The 19,007-nt window shown below is 43.3% G+C and carries 19 protein-coding genes; 8 read left to right on the forward strand and 11 right to left on the reverse strand.

What is annotated here, in order from left to right:
- Nucleotides 1–100 precede the first annotated feature (100 nt).
- Nucleotides 101–1,528 (forward strand): chromosomal replication initiator protein DnaA, encoded by a 1,428-nt coding sequence (dnaA, locus tag FDP09_RS00005; protein WP_137400712.1) that lies wholly within the window; start codon nt 101–103, stop codon nt 1,526–1,528.
- Here the strand turns inward: dnaA and FDP09_RS00010 are convergent.
- From FDP09_RS00010 to FDP09_RS00020, 3 genes are read right to left on the reverse strand one after another with little or no spacing between them, the layout of a single operon-like run.
- On the reverse strand, nt 1,525–2,322 hold the full coding sequence (locus FDP09_RS00010; protein ID WP_137400713.1) for a DUF3298 and DUF4163 domain-containing protein: 798 nt from the start codon (nt 2,320–2,322) through the stop codon (nt 1,525–1,527). The genes dnaA and FDP09_RS00010 overlap by 4 nt on opposite strands.
- A gap of 1 nt (nt 2,323) precedes the next feature.
- Nucleotides 2,324–3,340, reverse strand: a complete 1,017-nt coding sequence (meaB, locus tag FDP09_RS00015; protein WP_137400714.1) for a methylmalonyl Co-A mutase-associated GTPase MeaB — start codon at nt 3,338–3,340, stop codon at nt 2,324–2,326.
- 21 nt (nt 3,341–3,361) lie between these two features.
- Nucleotides 3,362–3,769: a hypothetical protein gene (locus tag FDP09_RS00020; RefSeq protein WP_137400715.1), complete on the reverse strand. Its 408-nt coding sequence runs from the start codon at nt 3,767–3,769 to the stop codon at nt 3,362–3,364.
- A 621-nt stretch (nt 3,770–4,390) separates the two neighbouring features.
- Between FDP09_RS00020 and FDP09_RS00025 the strand changes: the two genes are divergently transcribed.
- Genes FDP09_RS00025 through FDP09_RS00035 form a run of 3 tightly spaced genes read left to right on the forward strand, consistent with a single transcriptional unit; the run spans nt 4,391 to nt 6,059 of the window.
- Nucleotides 4,391–4,927 carry a CopD family protein gene (locus FDP09_RS00025; protein WP_137400716.1) on the forward strand — a complete coding sequence of 179 codons (537 nt, stop codon included), beginning with the start codon at nt 4,391–4,393 and terminating at the stop codon, nt 4,925–4,927.
- Nucleotides 4,928–4,945: 18 nt separating this feature from the next.
- Nucleotides 4,946–5,614 (forward strand): SCO family protein, encoded by a 669-nt coding sequence (locus FDP09_RS00030; protein ID WP_137400717.1) that lies wholly within the window; start codon nt 4,946–4,948, stop codon nt 5,612–5,614.
- The gene (locus tag FDP09_RS00035) at nt 5,595–6,059 is read left to right on the forward strand and encodes a c-type cytochrome (protein ID WP_137400718.1); all 465 of its coding nucleotides are present in this window, start codon (nt 5,595–5,597) and stop codon (nt 6,057–6,059) included. The genes FDP09_RS00030 and FDP09_RS00035 overlap by 20 nt, the downstream gene beginning before the upstream one ends.
- 62 nt (nt 6,060–6,121) lie before the next feature.
- Here FDP09_RS00035 and FDP09_RS00040 read toward each other — a convergent pair whose 3' ends face one another.
- A complete protein-coding gene (locus FDP09_RS00040) occupies nt 6,122–6,538 on the reverse strand; it encodes a hypothetical protein (protein ID WP_229683471.1) in 417 nt (138 codons plus the stop codon).
- A gap of 265 nt (nt 6,539–6,803) precedes the next feature.
- On the opposite strand from FDP09_RS00040, the gene FDP09_RS00045 reads away from it, so the two are divergent.
- Nucleotides 6,804–7,673, forward strand: a complete 870-nt coding sequence (locus tag FDP09_RS00045) for an aminotransferase class IV (protein WP_308421158.1) — start codon at nt 6,804–6,806, stop codon at nt 7,671–7,673.
- 14 nt (nt 7,674–7,687) lie between these two features.
- Here the strand turns inward: FDP09_RS00045 and FDP09_RS00050 are convergent, their stop codons facing one another.
- Genes FDP09_RS00050 through FDP09_RS00070 form a run of 5 tightly spaced genes read right to left on the reverse strand, consistent with a single transcriptional unit; the run spans nt 7,688 to nt 14,674 of the window.
- Nucleotides 7,688–8,122: a hypothetical protein gene (locus FDP09_RS00050; RefSeq protein ID WP_137400719.1), complete on the reverse strand. Its 435-nt coding sequence runs from the start codon at nt 8,120–8,122 to the stop codon at nt 7,688–7,690.
- Between the two features lie 21 nt (nt 8,123–8,143).
- Nucleotides 8,144–9,370, reverse strand: a complete 1,227-nt coding sequence (locus FDP09_RS00055) for an ABC transporter permease (RefSeq protein ID WP_137400720.1) — start codon at nt 9,368–9,370, stop codon at nt 8,144–8,146.
- Nucleotides 9,367–10,002: an ABC transporter ATP-binding protein gene (locus FDP09_RS00060; RefSeq protein ID WP_137400721.1), complete on the reverse strand. Its 636-nt coding sequence runs from the start codon at nt 10,000–10,002 to the stop codon at nt 9,367–9,369. Before FDP09_RS00060 ends, FDP09_RS00055 begins: the two co-directional genes overlap by 4 nt.
- Nucleotide 10,003: 1 nt before the next feature.
- Entirely contained in the window at nt 10,004–11,179 is a 1,176-nt protein-coding gene (locus FDP09_RS00065; RefSeq protein WP_137400722.1) for a hybrid sensor histidine kinase/response regulator, read from the reverse strand.
- 57 nt (nt 11,180–11,236) lie between these two features.
- Nucleotides 11,237–14,674, reverse strand: a complete 3,438-nt coding sequence (locus FDP09_RS00070; protein WP_137400723.1) for a sensor histidine kinase — start codon at nt 14,672–14,674, stop codon at nt 11,237–11,239.
- A 122-nt stretch (nt 14,675–14,796) separates the two neighbouring features.
- Here FDP09_RS00070 and sucD point away from each other — a divergent pair, with 122 nt between their 5' ends.
- Nucleotides 14,797–15,678 (forward strand): succinate--CoA ligase subunit alpha, encoded by an 882-nt coding sequence (sucD, locus tag FDP09_RS00075; RefSeq protein WP_137400724.1) that lies wholly within the window; start codon nt 14,797–14,799, stop codon nt 15,676–15,678.
- A 303-nt stretch (nt 15,679–15,981) separates the two neighbouring features.
- Here sucD and FDP09_RS00080 read toward each other — a convergent pair whose 3' ends face one another.
- Nucleotides 15,982–16,590, reverse strand: a complete 609-nt coding sequence (locus tag FDP09_RS00080) for a 2OG-Fe(II) oxygenase (protein WP_137400725.1) — start codon at nt 16,588–16,590, stop codon at nt 15,982–15,984.
- A gap of 115 nt (nt 16,591–16,705) precedes the next feature.
- Between FDP09_RS00080 and FDP09_RS00085 the strand changes: the two genes are divergently transcribed.
- Nucleotides 16,706–17,473 (forward strand): hypothetical protein, encoded by a 768-nt coding sequence (locus FDP09_RS00085; RefSeq protein WP_137400726.1) that lies wholly within the window; start codon nt 16,706–16,708, stop codon nt 17,471–17,473.
- A gap of 11 nt (nt 17,474–17,484) precedes the next feature.
- Nucleotides 17,485–18,156, forward strand: coding sequence for an OmpA family protein (locus tag FDP09_RS00090; RefSeq protein WP_137400727.1), 672 nt, complete (start codon nt 17,485–17,487; stop codon nt 18,154–18,156).
- A gap of 74 nt (nt 18,157–18,230) precedes the next feature.
- Here the strand turns inward: FDP09_RS00090 and FDP09_RS00095 are convergent, their stop codons facing one another.
- The gene (locus tag FDP09_RS00095; RefSeq protein ID WP_137400728.1) at nt 18,231–18,896 is read right to left on the reverse strand and encodes a hypothetical protein; all 666 of its coding nucleotides are present in this window, start codon (nt 18,894–18,896) and stop codon (nt 18,231–18,233) included.
- Between the last annotated feature and the right edge of the window lie 111 nt (nt 18,897–19,007).

The following is a 19,007-nucleotide window of genomic DNA, read 5'->3' on the forward strand; positions in this document are numbered from 1 at the left end:
AGCTATTTTCGATTTTTAATTTAGATATATTTTCCCCAAATTTGTTGCCCTTCAATGGTGAAGCGGAGCATCTATAATTCTTTCTTGTAACCTATTATAAATGAATTCAGAGGCCAAAGCAGTATGGGACGAGTGTTTGCGTATCATCCAAGAACACGTAAACGAACAAAGCTTTTCCACTTGGTTTAAACCCATAAACCCGGTGAGATTGGACGGTTCTGTACTTACCATTCAGGTACCCAGCCAATTTTTCTATGAGTGGCTGGAGGATAATTATGTACAGGTGTTAAAGCTTGCCATCAAAAATATCCTAGGCCCAAATGGCAAGCTGGAATACGCTGTGGTAGTGGACAGGGGAAACTCCCAAAACCAACCTTACGTGGTCAGCTATCCACAAGGCAATATCAATCCTAACAAGAAGAAAAACGAAAAACAGGTAAAGGAAGAGCGGAGAAGTCCTTTTGAAATGCAATCACTGGACGCCCAAGCGCTCCTAAACTCTAACCTTAACCCGAACTACTCCTTCAACTCTTACATCGAAGGAGACTGTAACCGTTTGGCGCGCTCTGCTGGCTATGCCGTAGCCACCAAGCCCGGAGTGACCTCCTTCAACCCGCTAATGATCTATGGCGGTGTCGGACTTGGCAAAACGCATTTGATCCAAGCTATTGGCAACGAAATCAAAAATGGACCCGAGGACAAATTTGTGCTCTATGTCTCTTCTGAAAAGTTCGTCAATCAGTTCATGGATTCCATAAAGGATGGAAATGTAAAGAGCTTTACCAATTTTTACATGCAGGTGGACGTATTGATCATCGATGACATCCAGTTTTTGGCGGGCAAGGACAGGACACAGGAAATGTTCTTCCATATCTTCAACCACCTCCACCAAAGCAAAAAGCAGATCATCATGACTTCAGACTGTCCGCCTAGGGACCTCAAAGGTCTTGAGGAGCGATTGCTTTCCCGTTTTAAATGGGGACTGACAGCGGATCTGCATATGCCGGATTTTGAAACCAGGGTGGCCATTATCAAAAGGAAGATGCAGACAGAGGGCATTTATATCCCTGATGATGTCATCGAATACTTGGCCTACACCGTGGACACCAATATCCGTGAACTGGAAGGCGTATTGATCTCGTTGATTGCCCACGCCTCGCTTAACCGGGTAGAAATTGACTTGGGACTGGCAAAGACGATCATGAAAAACATCGTCAAGGACATTGAAACAGAGGTAGGTATTGACTTTATCCAAAAAACGGTATCGGACTATTACGGCATCAAGCTAGATGACCTAAAAGCCAAAACCCGTAAAAAGGAAATTGTGGTGGCAAGGCAAGTAGCCATGTACTTTTCCAAAGAATTTACCAACCACTCCCTAAAGTCAATTGGCTATCATTTTGGAGGACGGGACCACAGTACGGTCATCCACGCTGTCCAGACGGTCAATGACCTGATGGAAACGGATACTTCCTTTCGAAACGCCATCAATGAGCAGCGTAAAAAATTTAAAATGAGGTCTTACTAATGGGTAAGACCTTTCTTTTTCATGGGCGACCAAACCAGCCCATCCACTTCCTTCAATGGGAAACGTAGCTCGGTCAAGCCCAAGGAGTAAGGGCCTATTTCATAACTATTGTACACCATAACGAATTCATCGCCCTCATACCCCATTGCTACAGGTAAAAAAAACTCCCCATCATCAAGAAAAAACCTACCGTCTTCTTTTAAGCTCACTTGAGCATCCACTTCATGGAATTCCCTGAACGCTATTCTCGCTTTTTCCAGCAGTGCTGATTCATTCAACACCAGATCTTCATTTTTCAGCAGACGAAGTCCTTCAAGGTCAATGTTCATGAACAAAACCGAATAATTGGGATGTGCACCTCCCGTAAAACTGCTATTGGTGAACATCAAGGACATCACTTTGCTGCTTTCAAAAACCACCTCTCCTGCTGTATTCAAAAACCAAGACAGGGATGTTTCTGGAAAATCATGCGCCATTTCTTTATACTCCCCCAAAAACATCTCCGCGGCTACCTCCACACTATCGGTTTGGGGTGAGGCTTCACCCCACTGCAGATACATCAACAACTGCTCTTTCACATGAAGATTAAGCCAAGTTGTCAATTGCTGGTCATCCCCTGAAAACCGCGGGTAGTTTATCTTTACTTCCGCGCAGGCACTGTCCTTACCTACGCATGCTTGGCGTTGGACACTAGCTTGGCTGTAGGCAAGGTCATCCTCTTTATGGCGTCCATTACTTTTGTCATTGCAGCTTACAAGGATCGCTAGTCCGATCATCAGAAAATACTTAACCATATTAACTGCTTTTTGATGATAGTTTCTTAAAGAACTCCTCTACCAATTTCCTTGCCACATTGGCCGGCGAAGCTTCTGCCTGCTTCACTTCAGCTACGGCCTTTGCCATTTGTTCCTTTACCGCTGGATTATGATAAAATTTCTGCTCCAAAATCCGTTGGACATGGGCATAAAACCAATAGGTGCGCTGGTTCAGCCGGTTTTGCTCTAAAAATCCTGATTGCTGAATAGTGGTAAAATAGTCTTCCGTGACTTTCCATATATCACCAAAACCACTTCCCTCCAAACTGGACGCCAACATCACCTTACCCTGGCCATGGATTGCTTCTTGGTGTAAAAGATGAAGGGCACCCTCCAGTTCTTTTTGTGTTTGCTTGGCCTTCTCCAAGTTAGAACGGTCAGCTTTATTGACGACAATGGCATCCACCATTTCCATAATCCCTCTCTTTACTCCTTGAAGCTCATCGCCGGATTCCGGCTGCACCAATAGCATAAAAAAATCCACCATTTCCTTCACCTGCACTTCAGACTGCCCCACGCCAATGGTCTCTACAATGACCACCTCATAGCCAGCCGCTTCGCATAGCAGCATTGCCTCCCTGGTAAAAGCCGAAACCCCTCCTTGATGGCCACTTCCTGGAGAGGGGCGGATAAAGGCCTTTTCAGTTTTGGAAAGCTGCTCCATTCGGGTCTTGTCCCCCAAGATACTTCCTCCTGACTTGGCACTGGAAGGATCCACACTCAATACGGCCAGTCGAAGCCCTTTTTTTATTACCTCTTTGCCAAGCTGCTCTATAAAAGTGCTCTTGCCGACTCCTGGTGCTCCAGTTATCCCAATCCGCTTGGATCTACCTGTATGGGAAATTAGCATGTTGATGACTTGGTCGGCTATTGCTCGATCTGACTCTAACCTGCTTTCTACCAAGGTAATCGCCCTACTGAGCATGGCAAGGTCACCGGACAAGACCCCATCCGCATAATCAACTGCCTTCCACCTATTTCGTTCATTTTTAGACATTACCGCAAACAGCCCTTTTGATTACCTAAATGGATACTTTTTGAAGTACTCCTCTCCCATTGCCTTTTTTTCATACTTTCCAATGCAATCAGGATACCGTGCAGGGTCAAAATAAGGCTCCTCACCGTTGATATCTTCAGGTGCTTGTGTATTTTCCATAAAAAAATACACCTGCGTCTTTCCATATTTAGTGTGGGGCATCAGCTTGCCATACTGCTCCAATTCATGCCAAACCGTATCGGACACCTCCACCGCATAGATTCGCCTAATGGGCCCGGTATTATTCTCATTTCTGTAAGCGGACACTTCCCGAAATGTGGTATGTAAATCCTTGACACCAGGCTGAGTGAACGTATCGTTTACCATCCAAACCAGTAGCACCAGCACCAGTATCCCAATCAAATAATAAAGCTTTTTGGTGTTTTTCATAGTTAACGCTTATTCGTTGTCAAAAATCATTTGACATATCATTTTTTATTAGCCATTCTCTTAAACCCGGAATCAATGCCGTTTAGTTAGTATGTACCTGGAAATATTGGTTCTATTGTTTTTCTGCTAAATTCCAAGATGGTTTTCATCTCTTTACCTTTGTCACTTTTTTGCTTCAGGTAAAAGAAGTGACCAAAAAACCCCGCCGCTACGCCACGGCGCACAGGTGTGCAGCTATTGGCCTAAAATTAAAACCTTCCCTCATGCAGGCAAACTCCTCCTTTTCTAGCAGTCAACATTCTTTTTGGCTAGTATTTCGTCAAACAAGCCTGCCTTCTTGCCCACCCGCTTTTTAATTTCTTAACGCCCAATACCTGCAAGGCGGATCCATTTTGTACATATTTTAAAAGGCCATGGATTAAAATTTAGTTTTCATTATCAAATATTGAAATCGCTAGTCATTTACTAAAGTCCTATTGTGTTTCTCTTTGCTCCAAAATACCCCCACCTAACCTCCCCTAAAACGGGAGGATCAAGTCTCACTTCTCACATTTCAATACTTTTTTACATTCCCCTTTCCACTTCCTTAGTTAACCCTTAATTTAGGGGAAAAATTTGGATATGGGGTTCGAATATCTCAAAGCACTGCATATAATCTTTATAGTCACCTGGTTTGCTGGTTTGTTTTACATTGTAAGGCTTTTCATTTACCAAACCGAGGCGATGGAGAAATCTCCCGAGGAGCAAAAAATCCTCAAACCCCAATTGGACATCATGGCCAAGAGGCTCTGGCTGGGCATCACTTGGCCATCTGCTATTTTAACGTTGATTTTTGGAACCTGGACGCTTACTTATCGTTTGGGTTATTTGGAACTTGGCTTTATGCATGCCAAACTGGGATTCGTAGTTCTGCTGTACATTTATCATTTTATCTGCCATCGCATCTACAAAAACCTCCAAAACGGCATCGTCAAATGGAGCTCTACCAAACTGCGGATATGGAATGAAGTAGCGACAGTATTACTCTTCGCCATTGTCTTCCTGATCGTCCTCAAAAACCTCCTGAACATGCTATGGGGTCTAATAGGACTAATTGGACTGAGTATCCTCCTAATGCTCGCCATCAAATGGTACAAGAAAAAGCGACATCAACAATAAAATAAAGGAATCAACACCATGGTCAAACACAACCTTTTCATATTTATCCTCCTATCCAGTATTCTGACGGTTTGGAACTGCACTTCAAAATCTGATGGCCAAAAAAAACTCCCATATCTGGGTTTCAAACAAGCTGAAGAAAAAACCGTCAATGGCAAAACCGTTACCGACACCCTGTACCACACCATCGCCCCTTTTTCTTTTACGGACCAGGATGGAAATACCATAACCAATAGTGATGTTAAAGGGAAAGTTTACGTGGCTGACTTTTTCTTCACCAGTTGTCCCACCATTTGTCCTATCATGAAAACCCAGATGCTAAGGGTATATGATGCATTCAAGGACAATCCTGACTTCCAGATCTTGAGCCACTCCATAGACCCTACCCATGACACGGTAGCAGTGCTAAAAGACTATTCGGTAAAATTGGGCATAGAAGACGCCTCCACTTGGCACTTTCTTACTGGAGAGCAGGAAAAGATTTTTGAAATTGGCCAGACCAGTTACCTGGCCACGGCAATGGAGGACAAAAATGAACCCGGAGGTTTTCTGCATAGCGGTGCATTTATCCTAATTGATCGTGCGGGCCATATCCGAGGTGTCTATGACGGCACCAAAGAAGACCAAGTCGATGAATTGATGAAGGACATCCCTAAAATACTGCATAATGGTAAGGAACACTCTTAAATGGATCTTGGCTTGGTGTTTTGCCCTCTTCTTCGTGACGGTCGCTTGCAAATCGGATAATAAAAATGATGACGGGCTAATTTCCCTAAATGAAATCGAAGACATCAAAACCCGCCAATACGCCATCGAAGGGCAATTGCTGTACGCCAAATACTGTGCAAACTGCCATCAAAAAGAAGGCAATGGGCTGGGAAAGCTCATTCCCCCTTTAATTAATGCTGACTTCATGCTAAATGACACAGGCAGGACCATCCGACTTATCAAACACGGCATCCAAGGCGAAATCACTGTAAATGGTATCAACTATAACCAACCCATGCCTGGGAATCCCCAGTTGACCAACTTGGAAATTGCTGAAATAGCCACTTATATTTATACGGTCTTTGGAAACCAGGAAAAACGGGTTGAAGTCAGTCAGGTGAAAAAATACTTAAAAGTCGATTGAGGCCTCTACAAATCCTTTTTCCTAACGGAACAACCTACCTGAACCAAATCCTGTCTGATCGATCAGAAGGACCTTGCTTCTTCCAATGCTTCTGTAATATCTTCATTTACTTTGACCACTTTATTTTTCTGGTCCTCAAGGTAAGCAATTACCTGCTCCGTCTCCATCCCTTCAAAATCCACTTTGTACTGCCGCATCCATACAAACATTCCCTCGTAAGCATCCTCTAGCTTTTTGGCCACTTTGCGCATCTCATCGGCCTTAGCTTTGTTTTTAGCCGAATCAGCAGCCATTATCTTTCCTGAGGCTGCCATTAGTCGCTTTTGTTCTTCCTTAATCTTTCCCATGAGCGGCATCACTTCATCATGGATCCCCAAAACTTCTCCCTTAAGTTTATCCACTTCCTTTTGGTGACCATTACACGAGACCAGTATTCCCGTAACAAAAACCAATACAATTATTTTCCAATATATCTTCATAACCTGCATTTGTAGCTTTATAATTTGGCTATTCAAAAATCACACCAACCCATCTTAAAACACAAAAGTCACATTTTTTATTTAAAAACCAACATAAAACCACAAACACTTTCATTGGAATTATGTGCTGTTTCATCTTTTCGGCTTTATACTACTCCTAGATCAATAAATGACTATTCTTAAAAGAATACCTCCTTTAGTAGTAAAAACATAACCGTAACCCTTATTTTTACGGGGCGTGTCCATCGCCATATCCTATGGCCCTATGAACACGACAATTTCAGGAAAAACCATCAATGCTAACAAAGAATTTATGAAGCCATTTTGTTTTGCCGGGGACAATATCGTTGACAGCGAGAAAGCAAGTCTCCACCCACTGGACATTGGACTGATCAGAGGTTATGCGGTTTTTGATTTTTTCAGAACAGTTGATTACGTTCCATTATTTTTGGAAGACTACCTGGATCGCTTTGTCCAATCGGCAGCCAAGGCCCACCTACACCTCCCGTTTGACGAAAACCAATTAAAGCGCATTGTTTTGGAACTGATAGAAAAGAACGACCTCAAGCAGGGGGGGATTAGAATGATCCTGTCCGGAGGTGTGGCTGAAAATCATTTTTCTCCAGACCATGGAAGTCTATTCATATTCTGTGAGGAGCTGCTAATGCCGTCCAATGAAAAATACAGCAAAGGTGTCCATCTTTTGACCGCTGAATATATCCGGCCGATCCCTGAAATCAAAACGACCAATTACGCTCTTCCTGTCTATCTCAGTGCCAACTGGAAAGCCAATGGTGCAGAAGATGTTTTGTACTACGCCAATGGGGTGGTATCCGAAAGTTCCAGAAGCAATGTCTTCATCGTGAAAAAGGATGTTATCAGCACACCCCAGTCCAATATCCTTAAGGGGATCACCCGAAAAAACATCTTGGAACTCGCCCCACACACTCAGATCCGGGACATCACACTGGAGGAGGTCATGGCGGCAGATGAAGTGTTCATGAGTAGTACCACAAAGCGGATTTTACCCATCACCAAAATCGATCACAAACCTATTGGTACCGGAGAGGTGGGTAAGCACACCCTGCGATTAATGGACCTCTTCAAAAATATGGAAAACGAAAAAGCCCTCTGAGAGGGCCTTTTCTTTTACATTACCAACTCGGCATCGGTCAATATGTACATTAATTTTTCCGGGTCTTTGGCATTTAGCTTCAATGTGCCCTTTACTTTGACACGCTTGGAAGTATATTCGATGGGATCCGCCATCATCACCTCCATGACCGTTTCTGGCCCACCTGAACCACAAAAAAAGCACTCGGCCAAAGGCAAAGAGGATAAAATGATGTGCTCAGGCTTAAACATCCCCTCGAATGGTATGATATAACCTTCCGCTGAAACTTCCTCACCTTCCAGCTCCTGAATATCCTCGCTAAAGACGGGAAGGTAAAGCTCCCCATACTCATCTTCCCCAACCTCATAGGTTACTCCTGTCAATGTCTTCCATACATTGTCATCCTGCGCCTTGCTGACTCCGCAAATAGCCATCAGCCCTACTGCAATTACGCTAATTTTTAATCTCATGGTATTGTATTAATCTCTATGTTATTTCGTCAGTTGCTTGGCAATATCCGTATGATACGCGCCCGTGGCGGGTATCAATGAAGCGGCGACCCCAACGGCCACGGCATATACGACGATCCAAACTTCATCCTGTAGGAATACCCAAGCAGAAATATTGCTCAAAGCTCCCTGTTCTTGACCTATAACCAAGAACGACAGAAAAAGGTGCCCTATCAGGATCCCGGTCAAGGCTCCCAAGAATGTCAAAATCACTCCCTCTAGGACAATATGGACAAATAATTGTCCCTTGGAAGCACCGATCGTACGCATGACGGCCAAATCGTACTTCCGCTCTTTCAAGGAATTGTACAGTGCAATAAAGATGCCCAAGCCAGCGATGAAAATAATGATAAAGGCCAAACCTTTGATCAACTTAATCCCAACGCCCAATAATTCAAACAAGCGTGCGATCTCAAACGAGGGGGAAGCAGCCTGCAAAGAACTCCGGCTATTGATAAACCTGGGGAGCTTTACAGCGGCCATTGGACTTCTGTATTGGATCAAAAGAGTCGTCACTTCTCGCTCTTTCTCCGTATCGGGAAAACCATGTTTCGCCACTTTCTTTTCCATGGCAGCATGATCATGCTCCTCTCCTTCATCATGGGTAAACCACACCGACTCCAGAGCGGTAAGGATTAACTTGTCCACCACTTTACCAGATGGGGCCAAAATCCCCTTCACGACATAGTGATGATGGTCATGCTCATGACTGCCGGTTTCGATTCCATGCGAACCCAAAAACTCATCTCCTACTTTCAAGTCAAGTTTTTTGGCTACCTCACTGCCCAATACGACATCAAATGGACGTTCCCATCCCTTCCCATTGGCAAATGCTGTCTGGTACAGTTCCAAGTAATCATAATTGGTCCCTACGATCCTATATCCCTGATAATTATCTCCCAACCCCAGCGGAATTGCATTCTTTATCAGCCGGTTTCGAGAGACTCCCTTGGCTTCTTTTAAATCAATATTGCCCGTAGGAAAATCAATGTGATAGACACTGGACAAAATCAACTGTAACGGACTGCCCTTGGCTCCGACCACCAAGTCAATGCCCTTGGCATCCTTACTCATTTGATTCTCGAACTGGTCCTGCATCAGCAGTAAAACCGTAATAATCGCCAGTCCTAAAGCAAGTAGCAAAACATTAAGTCCTGTATTGAGCGGTTTGGAAACCAGGTATTTCCAGCTTATTTTCAGCATATTCATCGTTTTCCTCCCATCATGATTTGGTTTGGTACATGTTCTTTCACGCGGTGGTCATGTGTCACGATAATCAGTGCCGAATGCATTTTCTTTGCTTGTTCCTTTAATAAATTCACAACTATTTCTGCATTTTCATCGTCCAAACTGGCAGTAGGTTCATCCGCCAATACCACTTTGGGATTGTTTACCAATGCCCGGGCGATGGACACCCGCTGGGCCTCGCCTTCGCTGAGTGCTGTTACTTTTGATCCTGCCTTGTGCGAAATGCCCAGATCCTGCAAGAGCCTATCAATTAGCCCATGATCGTAACTTCCCGAAAAATACTGTGCCAACCGAAGATTTTCCTTGACGCTCAGCGGGGCAAGGATATGGGGCTTTTGAAAGACCATTCCGATATTAGCTCCTCGGAACTTGTCCAAACGGGCTCCTTTCAAGTCGTATATCCGCGTATTGTCGATCTGCACCACCCCGCTGATTGGCCTTAGCAAGCCTCCCAAAATATTAAGCACAGTAGTCTTTCCACTTCCGGACGCCCCTAGCACCAATAGTTCTTCTCCCTCTTGAAGTGTTATATCAGGAATGGGAAGGGTATGTCCCTTTTCATAATAAAACGAAATATCCTTGGCAAGAATCATATCAATTGATTGGAATGTTGACAGTAAATATAGAGCCTTTCCCTGCCTTGCTTTCGACAGTGATCTCTCCTTTTAGTACTTCTACGCATTTCTTTACGATCGATAGCCCTAGGCCAGATCCTTCTGTGATCCCTACATTTTTTGCCCTAAAAAAACGATCGAACAGTTGGGATTGTTCCTTTTCCGGAATCCCAATACCATCATCCTCGATCTTGGCGGTCATAATATCATCTTTAACAGCCACGCTAAACATTACTTTGCCCTTGTTTTTGGAATATTTCACTGCATTGCTAAGCAAGTTTTCAAAGACCTGATAGAGCAAATCGGTATCTGATTTAAGCGTTTTGGGAACATCCGTAAAAGAAGTCTCCATGGTCACATCCTTATCGTTATTGGCCTTGACCACATCGATGACCTCATTAAAGAAAGCTGCTGTAAAAAACCGGGAAGGCTTATAATCGATCTTATTGGCATCAGCCTTACCGAAAAACAGGACTGAAGTAAGCAGATTGTTCAGGTTCCGAACGGAATTTTCGATCTTCCGCGAGTGCTTCATCAGCTTCCCCTTCATCGGATGGTCTTTTTCTGAATATATCTGGAGCAGCTGCGCAGAGCTAAGGATAGAAGTCAAGGGGGTCTTAAATCCATGCGACACATTCTGAACTATCTTTGATTTCAACTCCCCTATTTCACGTTCTTTTTCCAGTGCTTTTTTCAGTTCCTTGTTTGCCTCATTGAGATCAGCAGTGCGCTGGCGTACCTTTTCCTCTAGCTCATTATTAAGTTTTTGGAGTTCTTTTTCCTTTTTATCCTTGAAGATCGCAAGTTCGATCATCATATTGAGCTCCCGGATATTAAAAGGCTTTATTACATAGGCACTGGGATTGGTACCGGCTATTTTCTGGAGGGTATCTTCATCAGAACTGGCCGTAAGGTACACGACGGGGATATCAAATTTCTCATTGATGATTTCCGTGGTTTTGATCCCATCCAGTTCTCCTCCTAGATTAATGTCCATCATCACCAGCTCCACATACACTTCTTCCATGATATCCAATGCCTCCTCACCAGTGGCTGCGATCCCCATGATTTCATGGTGGTTCTTTTCCAGGGCTTTCTTCAGCAACAGGGCAGAAACATTATCATCTTCTACTATCAGGATTTTAAGTGCGAGCATAACTTTCCGTTTGAGTCAAAAAAAGATCACGTATTTTTTTACAATAATAAGCATATTTTAATTGACAGGAAGAATCACCAAGACGGTAGTTCCTGCATTTTTCTTACTCTTTATTTCAATGGATCCACCAAGTAGTCCCACCAAGCTCTTGGTAATGGACAATCCCAGCCCCGTGCCTTCGAACTGACGGTCATATCCCGCACTCTCCTGTTCGAATGGTGCATAAATTTTATGGATAAACTCCTCACTCATCCCGATGCCATTGTCGCTGACCTCAAGGTGGATTTTATCATCTGCTTTTTTCAGTCTCACCTTGATAAGCCCCTCATCAGAGTACTTGATCGCATTCCCGACGATATTGTTGACGATCATTTCAAAATACCGCTTATCCACTTTTGCCACAAACGGCTTGGTCGCAAACCGAGCCGTCAGTAAAAGGTTCTTTTTCATCGCCAACGTCTTCAATGGAATCAACAAATGGGACAGAAAATCATTGATATTGATCTCTTCATAATCCACCTCCATTTTATTGGCTTCGATCTTGGCCATGCTGAGAATACTATTTATCGTGTGCAATAAGCGCTCCCCACTTTCCATAATTATTTCTAATTGCCCGACCAAAGAGTGGTTGTCCTTATTTTGGAATATGATATTCTCCGTGCTGCCCAAAATCCCATTGAGCGGCGTCCTGATCTCATGGCTCATATTGGACAGGAAATTGGTTTTTATCCGGTTGGCTTCCTCTGCACGTTCCTTGGCTTCCTTTAGTCCTTCCTCATAGATTTTCTTATCAGTGACATCCCGAAACACCATCAACACAATATCATCACTTTTTTCAGGGTTTACTTTGGTTACAAAAAGATCAATATTTTTATAACCACTGTGAAAAGGCATATACGCTTCCATAGAACCGCTTACACTTTTGGAAATAAGCTGAAGAATTAAATCCTTGTGCTCATAATAATACTCTGGTTTTTTAAAAAACTCCTTAATATGCCTTCCGGTAAACTGCCTATACGCCTCTACTCCGGCCATTTTGGTCATGGATGGATTTACCGCCAATACATCCCCTTTTAAATTAAGAAGCATGAACCCATCCTGTGAACTCTCCCAAACATTTTTGAACTGGTCCTCTGCCGTTTTGATCTCCTGATTCTTCTCATCGATGCTTTTCTGAAGCACCCCTTGCTCCTTAAACTGCGTAATCAGTACGTTCAGGCCAAAGCCCAGCATTAACAGAAAAAGTATTACGACCCCTATAAACCAAGACTGCAAATAAGTGGGTTTGATGATCGAAAACTGCTCGGAGCTGGCAATACCTGAAGAAAACTGCCCTCCCAGACTGGCCTTCACCTTTAACTGGTAATCCCCCGGGGGCAGGTTATTAAAATGAAGTTTGTTGGTTCTCGGATTTTGAATATACTGCCAGTCATCATGAAATCCTTCCAATTTATAACTGACCGTAAAATTTGCTAATTGCAAGAAACTTATCGCACTAAACTCAAACTCTACATTATTAAGTTCATATGGAATTTTATCTCTTGAGATCTTTCTATCATCCTCCACTCCTAGGATATTGACTTTCCCTACGGCAACCTTAGGTTCAACAAAAAACACCTCATCCTCCTCAGGAATAAACACGGACAACCCATTTTGAGTACCTATATGCACTCTTCCCTGTTCATCCACCGTAAACGCGCCCCTATTTACTTCATTCCCGACCAGGCCACTATGTTCATTAAAGTAGCGAATCGTCCCATTGCCAATGATGGCAACTCCCTCGTCTGTCCCTGCCCAAATATTTTCTTTTTTATCTTCCAGAATGGAATAAACGGGACGATCGACTTTTTGCCCATTTACCATGTAATGTTTTAGGCTATGACCATCATAGTACTTCAATCCGTCGTTCGTCGCCAACAGAAACCCCTGCTCATGGTGCTTCCAATCGAATCCAGAGAAAGCCATGACAGCATCATTATCGTAAACTGTATCTTGAAGTGCTCCCCAGTCTCCTGCCATAACAATGAGCTTACCTGCATTCGTAAAGCCTACTTTGCGGATATCATTTGGAGGCATTCCCAATAGTTCATCAAATAACTCTTGGGAAATCTCATTACTAAAATGATTTCTTCCTTTATTGTGAATAGTGCTGAGATAAACATGCCTTTCTGCTACAATAAACAAACTATCTCCCTTTGGAAGGGCATGCATCACAAAGGATTCTTCTGGCTCCTGAACAAAGCTCAACCGATAAGTGGAAGGATCATACCTTCCCAGTCCCCTGATGGCTGAAGAAATCCAAACGATCCCGTTTTTATCTTGATGGAAGGTTGTAACGCGGTTTTTTGGTTCGCCTGTCCCCCCTTCTGCCTTGGATTCAAAAACCACTTTGCCATCCTTCCAATGCTGAATACCGTTGTTAAAACCATATAAAGTACCTTGCTCATTTAAAGTCAGCACGGCTGAAACCTCATGCTCCAATAAGCCTTTCCATTTGTTATAGTTTTGAAAACGTAAGGTGGGAAGATTTACCACTCCTCGCTCCGTGCCGATCCAAATGATATTTTCACGATCAACAAAACACGTATTGATATAGAAGGATTTAAGCACATCATAGGTAGAAATCTCAATTATCTGCCCATTAGCTAAGTTGTATTTGTACAATTGGGAATTAAAGAAGTAATATACTGCTCCGTCCTTCACTTGCAACCCATACTGCCGCTCTGAGAAGTAATCTATCTGAGAAAATCCTTGATCAATAATGGTATCAATTTTGTATAAACGCTCACCGCTGGCAAGGAAGTCATTTCCCAAAAAATAGTACCGGTTATCGGCATCACTGTACCGCACCGTCCAAACAGGGCTTGGTAGTGACTCCTCATTGAATTCGAAAGGGGCTATTTTTCCTTTTAAAAAGCGGGCAGTCTTTTTCCCAAACAAGAAAAGCACCTCATCAGTGGTGCAGCAAAACACCGATCTCAATTTACCCCACTCATCTTCGTCGTAGTAATGGCCCTTCCAATCATTTGAATCTTCATAAGTGCTTGCCAGCACCCCTTTTTCTGAAAGCACCAATAGTTTGCCATCTTTGCCTCCTGAAACGAAAAAACCCATTTTCTCTCCGCTAAAAAGCGCCTTAACCCTATCCGCTATTTTGTAATTTTTCCACTCTCCTTCTACTAACTTAAACACCTGTGGCTTTCCTCTTTTGGCATACACCCACACTTCTCCGTCCTCGTCAATTTTAAAGGAAGCCGTACCTTCCATACTGGCTGTCAATTCATCTGGCAAACCATAAGTATTGATCCCATCTGAATAGAAAACACCCTTAGTCGTCGCAAACCATATCCTGCCGGATTTGTCCTGGTTTATGGAAGACACAACCTGTGAAGGCAAATCCAATCCCTTGATTTGCTTGTTCATCTGAAAGGACTGAGCCATTACAGCTCCATTCAGAAAAAATAGGAGGTAAAGGAAAATTATATTTTTAGGCATAGTTCGGTTCTAAGATAGAAAAAGAATTGTTTCAGATAAATTAAATTTGACATTGTTTCTTTTTTCTTTTTGTACTAGCCCTTAATCTTTTATTTTTGTATCCAAACTTTAAAAATCGCATCATGAGTGTTTTAGTAAATAAAAATTCTAAAGTAATCGTTCAGGGCTTCACAGGGTCTGAAGGTTCATTCCACGCGCAGCAGATGATTGAATATGGCACCAATGTCGTTGGAGGAGTCACTCCAGGCAAAGGGGGCTCGACTCATCTTGGAAAACCTGTATTCAACTCCGTATCAGAAGCTGTAAAGACCACTGAAGCAGACACTTCCATTATTTTTGTACCACCTGCTTTTGCCGCTGACGCCATCATGGAAGCTGCTGATGCTGGCATTAAAGTGATCATCGCTATTACAGAAGGCATCCCTGTCAAGGATATGATGATAGCCAAGCCATATATCAAGGAGAGAGGTGCTACCCTAATTGGCCCTAACTGCCCAGGTGTCATCACCCCAGGCGAGGCAAAAGTAGGAATCATGCCGGGTTTTGTATTCAAAAAAGGCCGTGTAGGCATCGTCTCTAAGTCAGGAACCCTTACCTATGAAGCTGCTGACCAAATCGCCAAAGCTGGATTGGGAGTTTCTACTGCCATCGGTATCGGCGGCGACCCTATCATTGGAAGCTCTACCAAAGACGCCGTTCAGCTCTTAATGGAAGACAGCGAAACAGATGCCATCGTAATGATCGGTGAAATCGGCGGTAACTATGAAGCAGAAGCTGCCAGATGGATCAATGCTGACGGAAACAAGAAACCTGTTGTAGGCTTTATTGCTGGACAGACAGCTCCTCCAGGCAGAAGAATGGGACACGCAGGTGCCATCATTGGCGGTGCCGATGATACCGCAGAAGCGAAAATGAGAATCATGAAAGAAAACGGCATTCACGTAGCCGAATCCCCTGCCGAAATCGGTGAGGTAATGGCAAAAGCGTTGAATGTAAACGCATAAACCTCCTCCTACGAGGAAAAGGCGTCCATCAAAATGGACGCCTTTTTTTTACCCAAACCTATGCTGTGCTTACTATCATAAAGGACCAAGCAATGTTTTTGGAGGAGATCAATTTCTATATCTATCGCAACAATATAATGCCACCTAGGCATAAAACAATGATAGGTTCCTTTCAGTCCAGGTGACAACATTCACCTGATGCCTTTTGGGTATTGTGACAATTCTTTTTTCTATCCTTTCATCATAAAGAAAACTGTCTGCCCCCAATTTTTACACTTGGCTCGACATAAACCACTACGGTCACTAATACTCAATATCCCTAAACCATCCTGTAATGCTGATCCGCTCTCTTCTGGTCGGCAATACCTCATGGGGAATTTCCCCACTTAAAAACACCACCAGGCGACCTCCTTTGGGGTAAATATCCGTATTGCTCTCTTCGCCATTTTCACCAGGGAAGTACATTCTCACCGCACCGCCGTCTCCTTCATCCCATTCCTCATTCAAATAGAGAATGGCGGTGACTACCCGGTACTTGACATCTTGGAACTGATCCAAATGCCGAAGGTAAAATGACCCGGGAGGATACATCGCGAAATGCGCTTCAAAAGACCTCAGCCCCAAAAAACATCGCTGGTTAATCGCCATGCGCAATTCCTCCATCGCGGCCCAATATTTGGACTGAAGTGGTGTAAGCAGACGATGATCCATCCAACTTACCTTATCGCTACGGATTTCAGGCTTGATTTTAAAGTCATCCCCCTTGCCAATCCCTGCATGCCGAAACTGTCCATGGTCAAGGATTTCCTGCTGCTCTTTCAATAACGCCATTCTGAAATCCTCCCCAATAAAATCATCAACTATGCACCACCCCTGCTCATAAAGTGCATTCGCTATAGCTTCATTTTTCATCCCTTTTGTTTTTAGCCACAAATGTAGATGAATTAATATCAAGAAAACCATAATTTTGCATGGAAATGCGTGACTATTTTATCACCCAATTAGGTAATTCCAAAGAAAATATAACATGTTACTCAAATCTGACGATATAAAGCGAATCGAAGTTGATTTTGACTCGGGAATGATCCCGCCCCCTTTTAGCCATGTATTCAAATTGAAAATAAGTTTTGAAAGAGGTTTTATCAATACACAGTTTACCATCCATTATACTGACAGGGACGAACTGACGGAGGAGGATATTTTTGCAGAAGGGTTTACATCAGAAGACGACTATAACTTTTTCGGCGAGGTCCCCACTGCCTGGGAACAACCTTTCAAGTCTCTCTATGCACAGACCAAATGGTCAAACAAACGCGAGCTTGATGAAAATGGAGGTGTAAAGGTTTTTGCAAAAGACATCCATGGAAAAATATCCAGAAGCATCCCCATCAACCAAGAAGAATGGCATATGCTGGGCCAGGAGTTTATCCAAGCAATCTATGAGGTCAACAAAAAGGAAGCTCCCCTCACAGTTCGCTACAGATCCATTTCAAAAGAAACTGTGGATGAATATACACTAACAGTGAAATTTTCGGTACGAAAAGTAATCGTAGAAAAAAATGGTCAAATCAAAGAATGGAACTGGGATGATAGCCGACAGCTGCTTTCTAACATTTACCTGCCAGACTATGACTATGAAGTAGCCAGTGATAGCACACCTAAAAAACGCGGCCAATATATTGATTGTGGCGACGGGTTTTGGCACAAATTTGGCAAAGGGGTTAATAACCTCGACGAATCGTTTGATGCAATTTCAAAAATTCATGAGGGATTTGAAAAATTAAATCAACTATAAAAACTTTTACAATGAAAACTTTAAAATCAGTACTGGCAATCGTATTGAGTGCAACAGTATTGTTTAGTTGTGCTGACTGGAGTAAAACCGGAAAAGGAGCCGCCATTGGCGCTGGTGCAGGAGGGGCACTCGGTGGACTTATTGGAAACCAAAAAGGCAATACGGCTGCTGGCGCAGTAATCGGAGCTGCTGTAGGTGGGGCCGCAGGTGCAGCAATCGGCAAGTACATGGACAAGCAAGCCAAAGAAATGGAAGAAATCGAAAATGCAGAAGTAGAACGTGTGGGAGAAGGCATCCAAGTCACTTTTGACTCAGGTATTCTATTTGGTTTTGATTCTTATGAACTTACCCCGCAAGCCCAAGAAAACGTCATGGAAATGGCCCGTATCCTCAACGAGTACCCGGACACCAATATCATGATCGATGGACACACGGACAGCAAAGGAAGTGAACAATACAACCAAAAGCTCTCTGAACAACGGGCCGGATCCGTAGCCAACTACCTTAAAATGCAAGGAATAGACAGCTCTAGGCTTACCACCGTCGGGCACGGAGAATCCCTACCGGTTGCCTCTAACGATACCGATGCAGGAAGAGCCGAAAACAGACGAGTAGAAGTAGCCATTACTGCCAATGAAGAACTGGTGGAAAAAGCAGAAAGCGGAGAACTGGACAACATGTAATCCCTTCTCTCATTCCCCTAAACGAAAAAAAACCATCCGCAAATGCGGATGGTTTTTTTTTCGTTTCATCATCATTAACGCCCCACGCGAGATTGCATCTCAGGAATAAACCCTTCATACTTTCGCAATATACGGTCCCACTCCCTGAATGCTTCGTCGGTTTTTACCGAAGTACCTGGATGATTGGTGTATTCACTGACCAGCTTCACCTTATACTCCAATGGACTGGTGTTTCCCAACTTCACAATACAACGAGTCCTCACTACCGAACCGTTAAAGTTTTGTGCTACCCAAGCTGTCCTCAGGTACCCCGTCTCTCGGTCTGTGGTTTCGATCACGTCAAAATATGAGGTCACGATCCTTGACACCAATTGCCAAGCCTCCAACTCATCCTTTGAAGGCTTAAGGCTGATATCTACATTGGCAATATCCGAGCTCGATGAAGCCGTGTAGGCTTCGTCCACTGCCAGCTTTATGTACTCGCTCTTATTCGGCTTTGGTTGGTTTTTTTGGTCACAAAATGTACGCTCTTCCACCACAAACCCTACTTTCTCCACACGCACGTTAATACATGTACGTTTTTCGATTTTCAGCTCTACACTTCCTGTTCCAGCTAACTGACCATCCACATAAATATTGGCATCCGGTTCAGATGCGGATATTTTGACTTTCTTGTCAAAAGCCATGACAATAGAGGAGGTCAAAATAAATAATGTCAGTAAAGTAGATAGTTTCTTCATAATAATTTGATTGATTTTGATAGTAAAATATTTTGTTCGGCCATATCACAACCTTATAAATTGTAATATTAAAACAAGTTGAAGTATAAAACAATACTCTAAAAACAGTAT

This window comes from Echinicola rosea, from assembly GCF_005281475.1.
Classification (GTDB): Bacteria; Bacteroidota; Bacteroidia; order Cytophagales; family Cyclobacteriaceae; genus Echinicola; species Echinicola rosea.

Excerpts from the sequence above, each read along its gene's own strand:
- FDP09_RS00035 (WP_137400718.1), top strand. The coding sequence starts at position 5,595 with ATGGTAAGGAACACTCTTAAATGGATCTTGGCTTGGTGTTTTGCCCTC.
- FDP09_RS00080 (WP_137400725.1), bottom strand. The coding sequence starts at position 16,590 with ATGAAAAATGAAGCTATAGCGAATGCACTTTATGAGCAGGGGTGGTGC.
- FDP09_RS00045 (WP_308421158.1), top strand. The coding sequence starts at position 6,804 with ATGAACACGACAATTTCAGGAAAAACCATCAATGCTAACAAAGAATTT.
- sucD (WP_137400724.1), top strand. The coding sequence starts at position 14,797 with ATGAGTGTTTTAGTAAATAAAAATTCTAAAGTAATCGTTCAGGGCTTC.
- FDP09_RS00085 (WP_137400726.1), top strand. The coding sequence starts at position 16,706 with ATGTTACTCAAATCTGACGATATAAAGCGAATCGAAGTTGATTTTGAC.
- FDP09_RS00050 (WP_137400719.1), bottom strand. The coding sequence starts at position 8,122 with ATGAGATTAAAAATTAGCGTAATTGCAGTAGGGCTGATGGCTATTTGC.
- FDP09_RS00040 (WP_229683471.1), bottom strand. The coding sequence starts at position 6,538 with ATGAAGATATATTGGAAAATAATTGTATTGGTTTTTGTTACGGGAATA.
- meaB (WP_137400714.1), bottom strand. The coding sequence starts at position 3,340 with ATGTCTAAAAATGAACGAAATAGGTGGAAGGCAGTTGATTATGCGGAT.
- FDP09_RS00030 (WP_137400717.1), top strand. The coding sequence starts at position 4,946 with ATGGTCAAACACAACCTTTTCATATTTATCCTCCTATCCAGTATTCTG.
- FDP09_RS00025 (WP_137400716.1), top strand. The coding sequence starts at position 4,391 with ATGGGGTTCGAATATCTCAAAGCACTGCATATAATCTTTATAGTCACC.
- FDP09_RS00095 (WP_137400728.1), bottom strand. The coding sequence starts at position 18,896 with ATGAAGAAACTATCTACTTTACTGACATTATTTATTTTGACCTCCTCT.
- FDP09_RS00070 (WP_137400723.1), bottom strand. The coding sequence starts at position 14,674 with ATGCCTAAAAATATAATTTTCCTTTACCTCCTATTTTTTCTGAATGGA.
- FDP09_RS00065 (WP_137400722.1), bottom strand. The coding sequence starts at position 11,179 with ATGCTCGCACTTAAAATCCTGATAGTAGAAGATGATAATGTTTCTGCC.
- FDP09_RS00010 (WP_137400713.1), bottom strand. The coding sequence starts at position 2,322 with ATGGTTAAGTATTTTCTGATGATCGGACTAGCGATCCTTGTAAGCTGC.
- FDP09_RS00090 (WP_137400727.1), top strand. The coding sequence starts at position 17,485 with ATGAAAACTTTAAAATCAGTACTGGCAATCGTATTGAGTGCAACAGTA.
- FDP09_RS00060 (WP_137400721.1), bottom strand. The coding sequence starts at position 10,002 with ATGATTCTTGCCAAGGATATTTCGTTTTATTATGAAAAGGGACATACC.
- dnaA (WP_137400712.1), top strand. The coding sequence starts at position 101 with ATGAATTCAGAGGCCAAAGCAGTATGGGACGAGTGTTTGCGTATCATC.
- FDP09_RS00055 (WP_137400720.1), bottom strand. The coding sequence starts at position 9,370 with ATGAATATGCTGAAAATAAGCTGGAAATACCTGGTTTCCAAACCGCTC.
- FDP09_RS00020 (WP_137400715.1), bottom strand. The coding sequence starts at position 3,769 with ATGAAAAACACCAAAAAGCTTTATTATTTGATTGGGATACTGGTGCTG.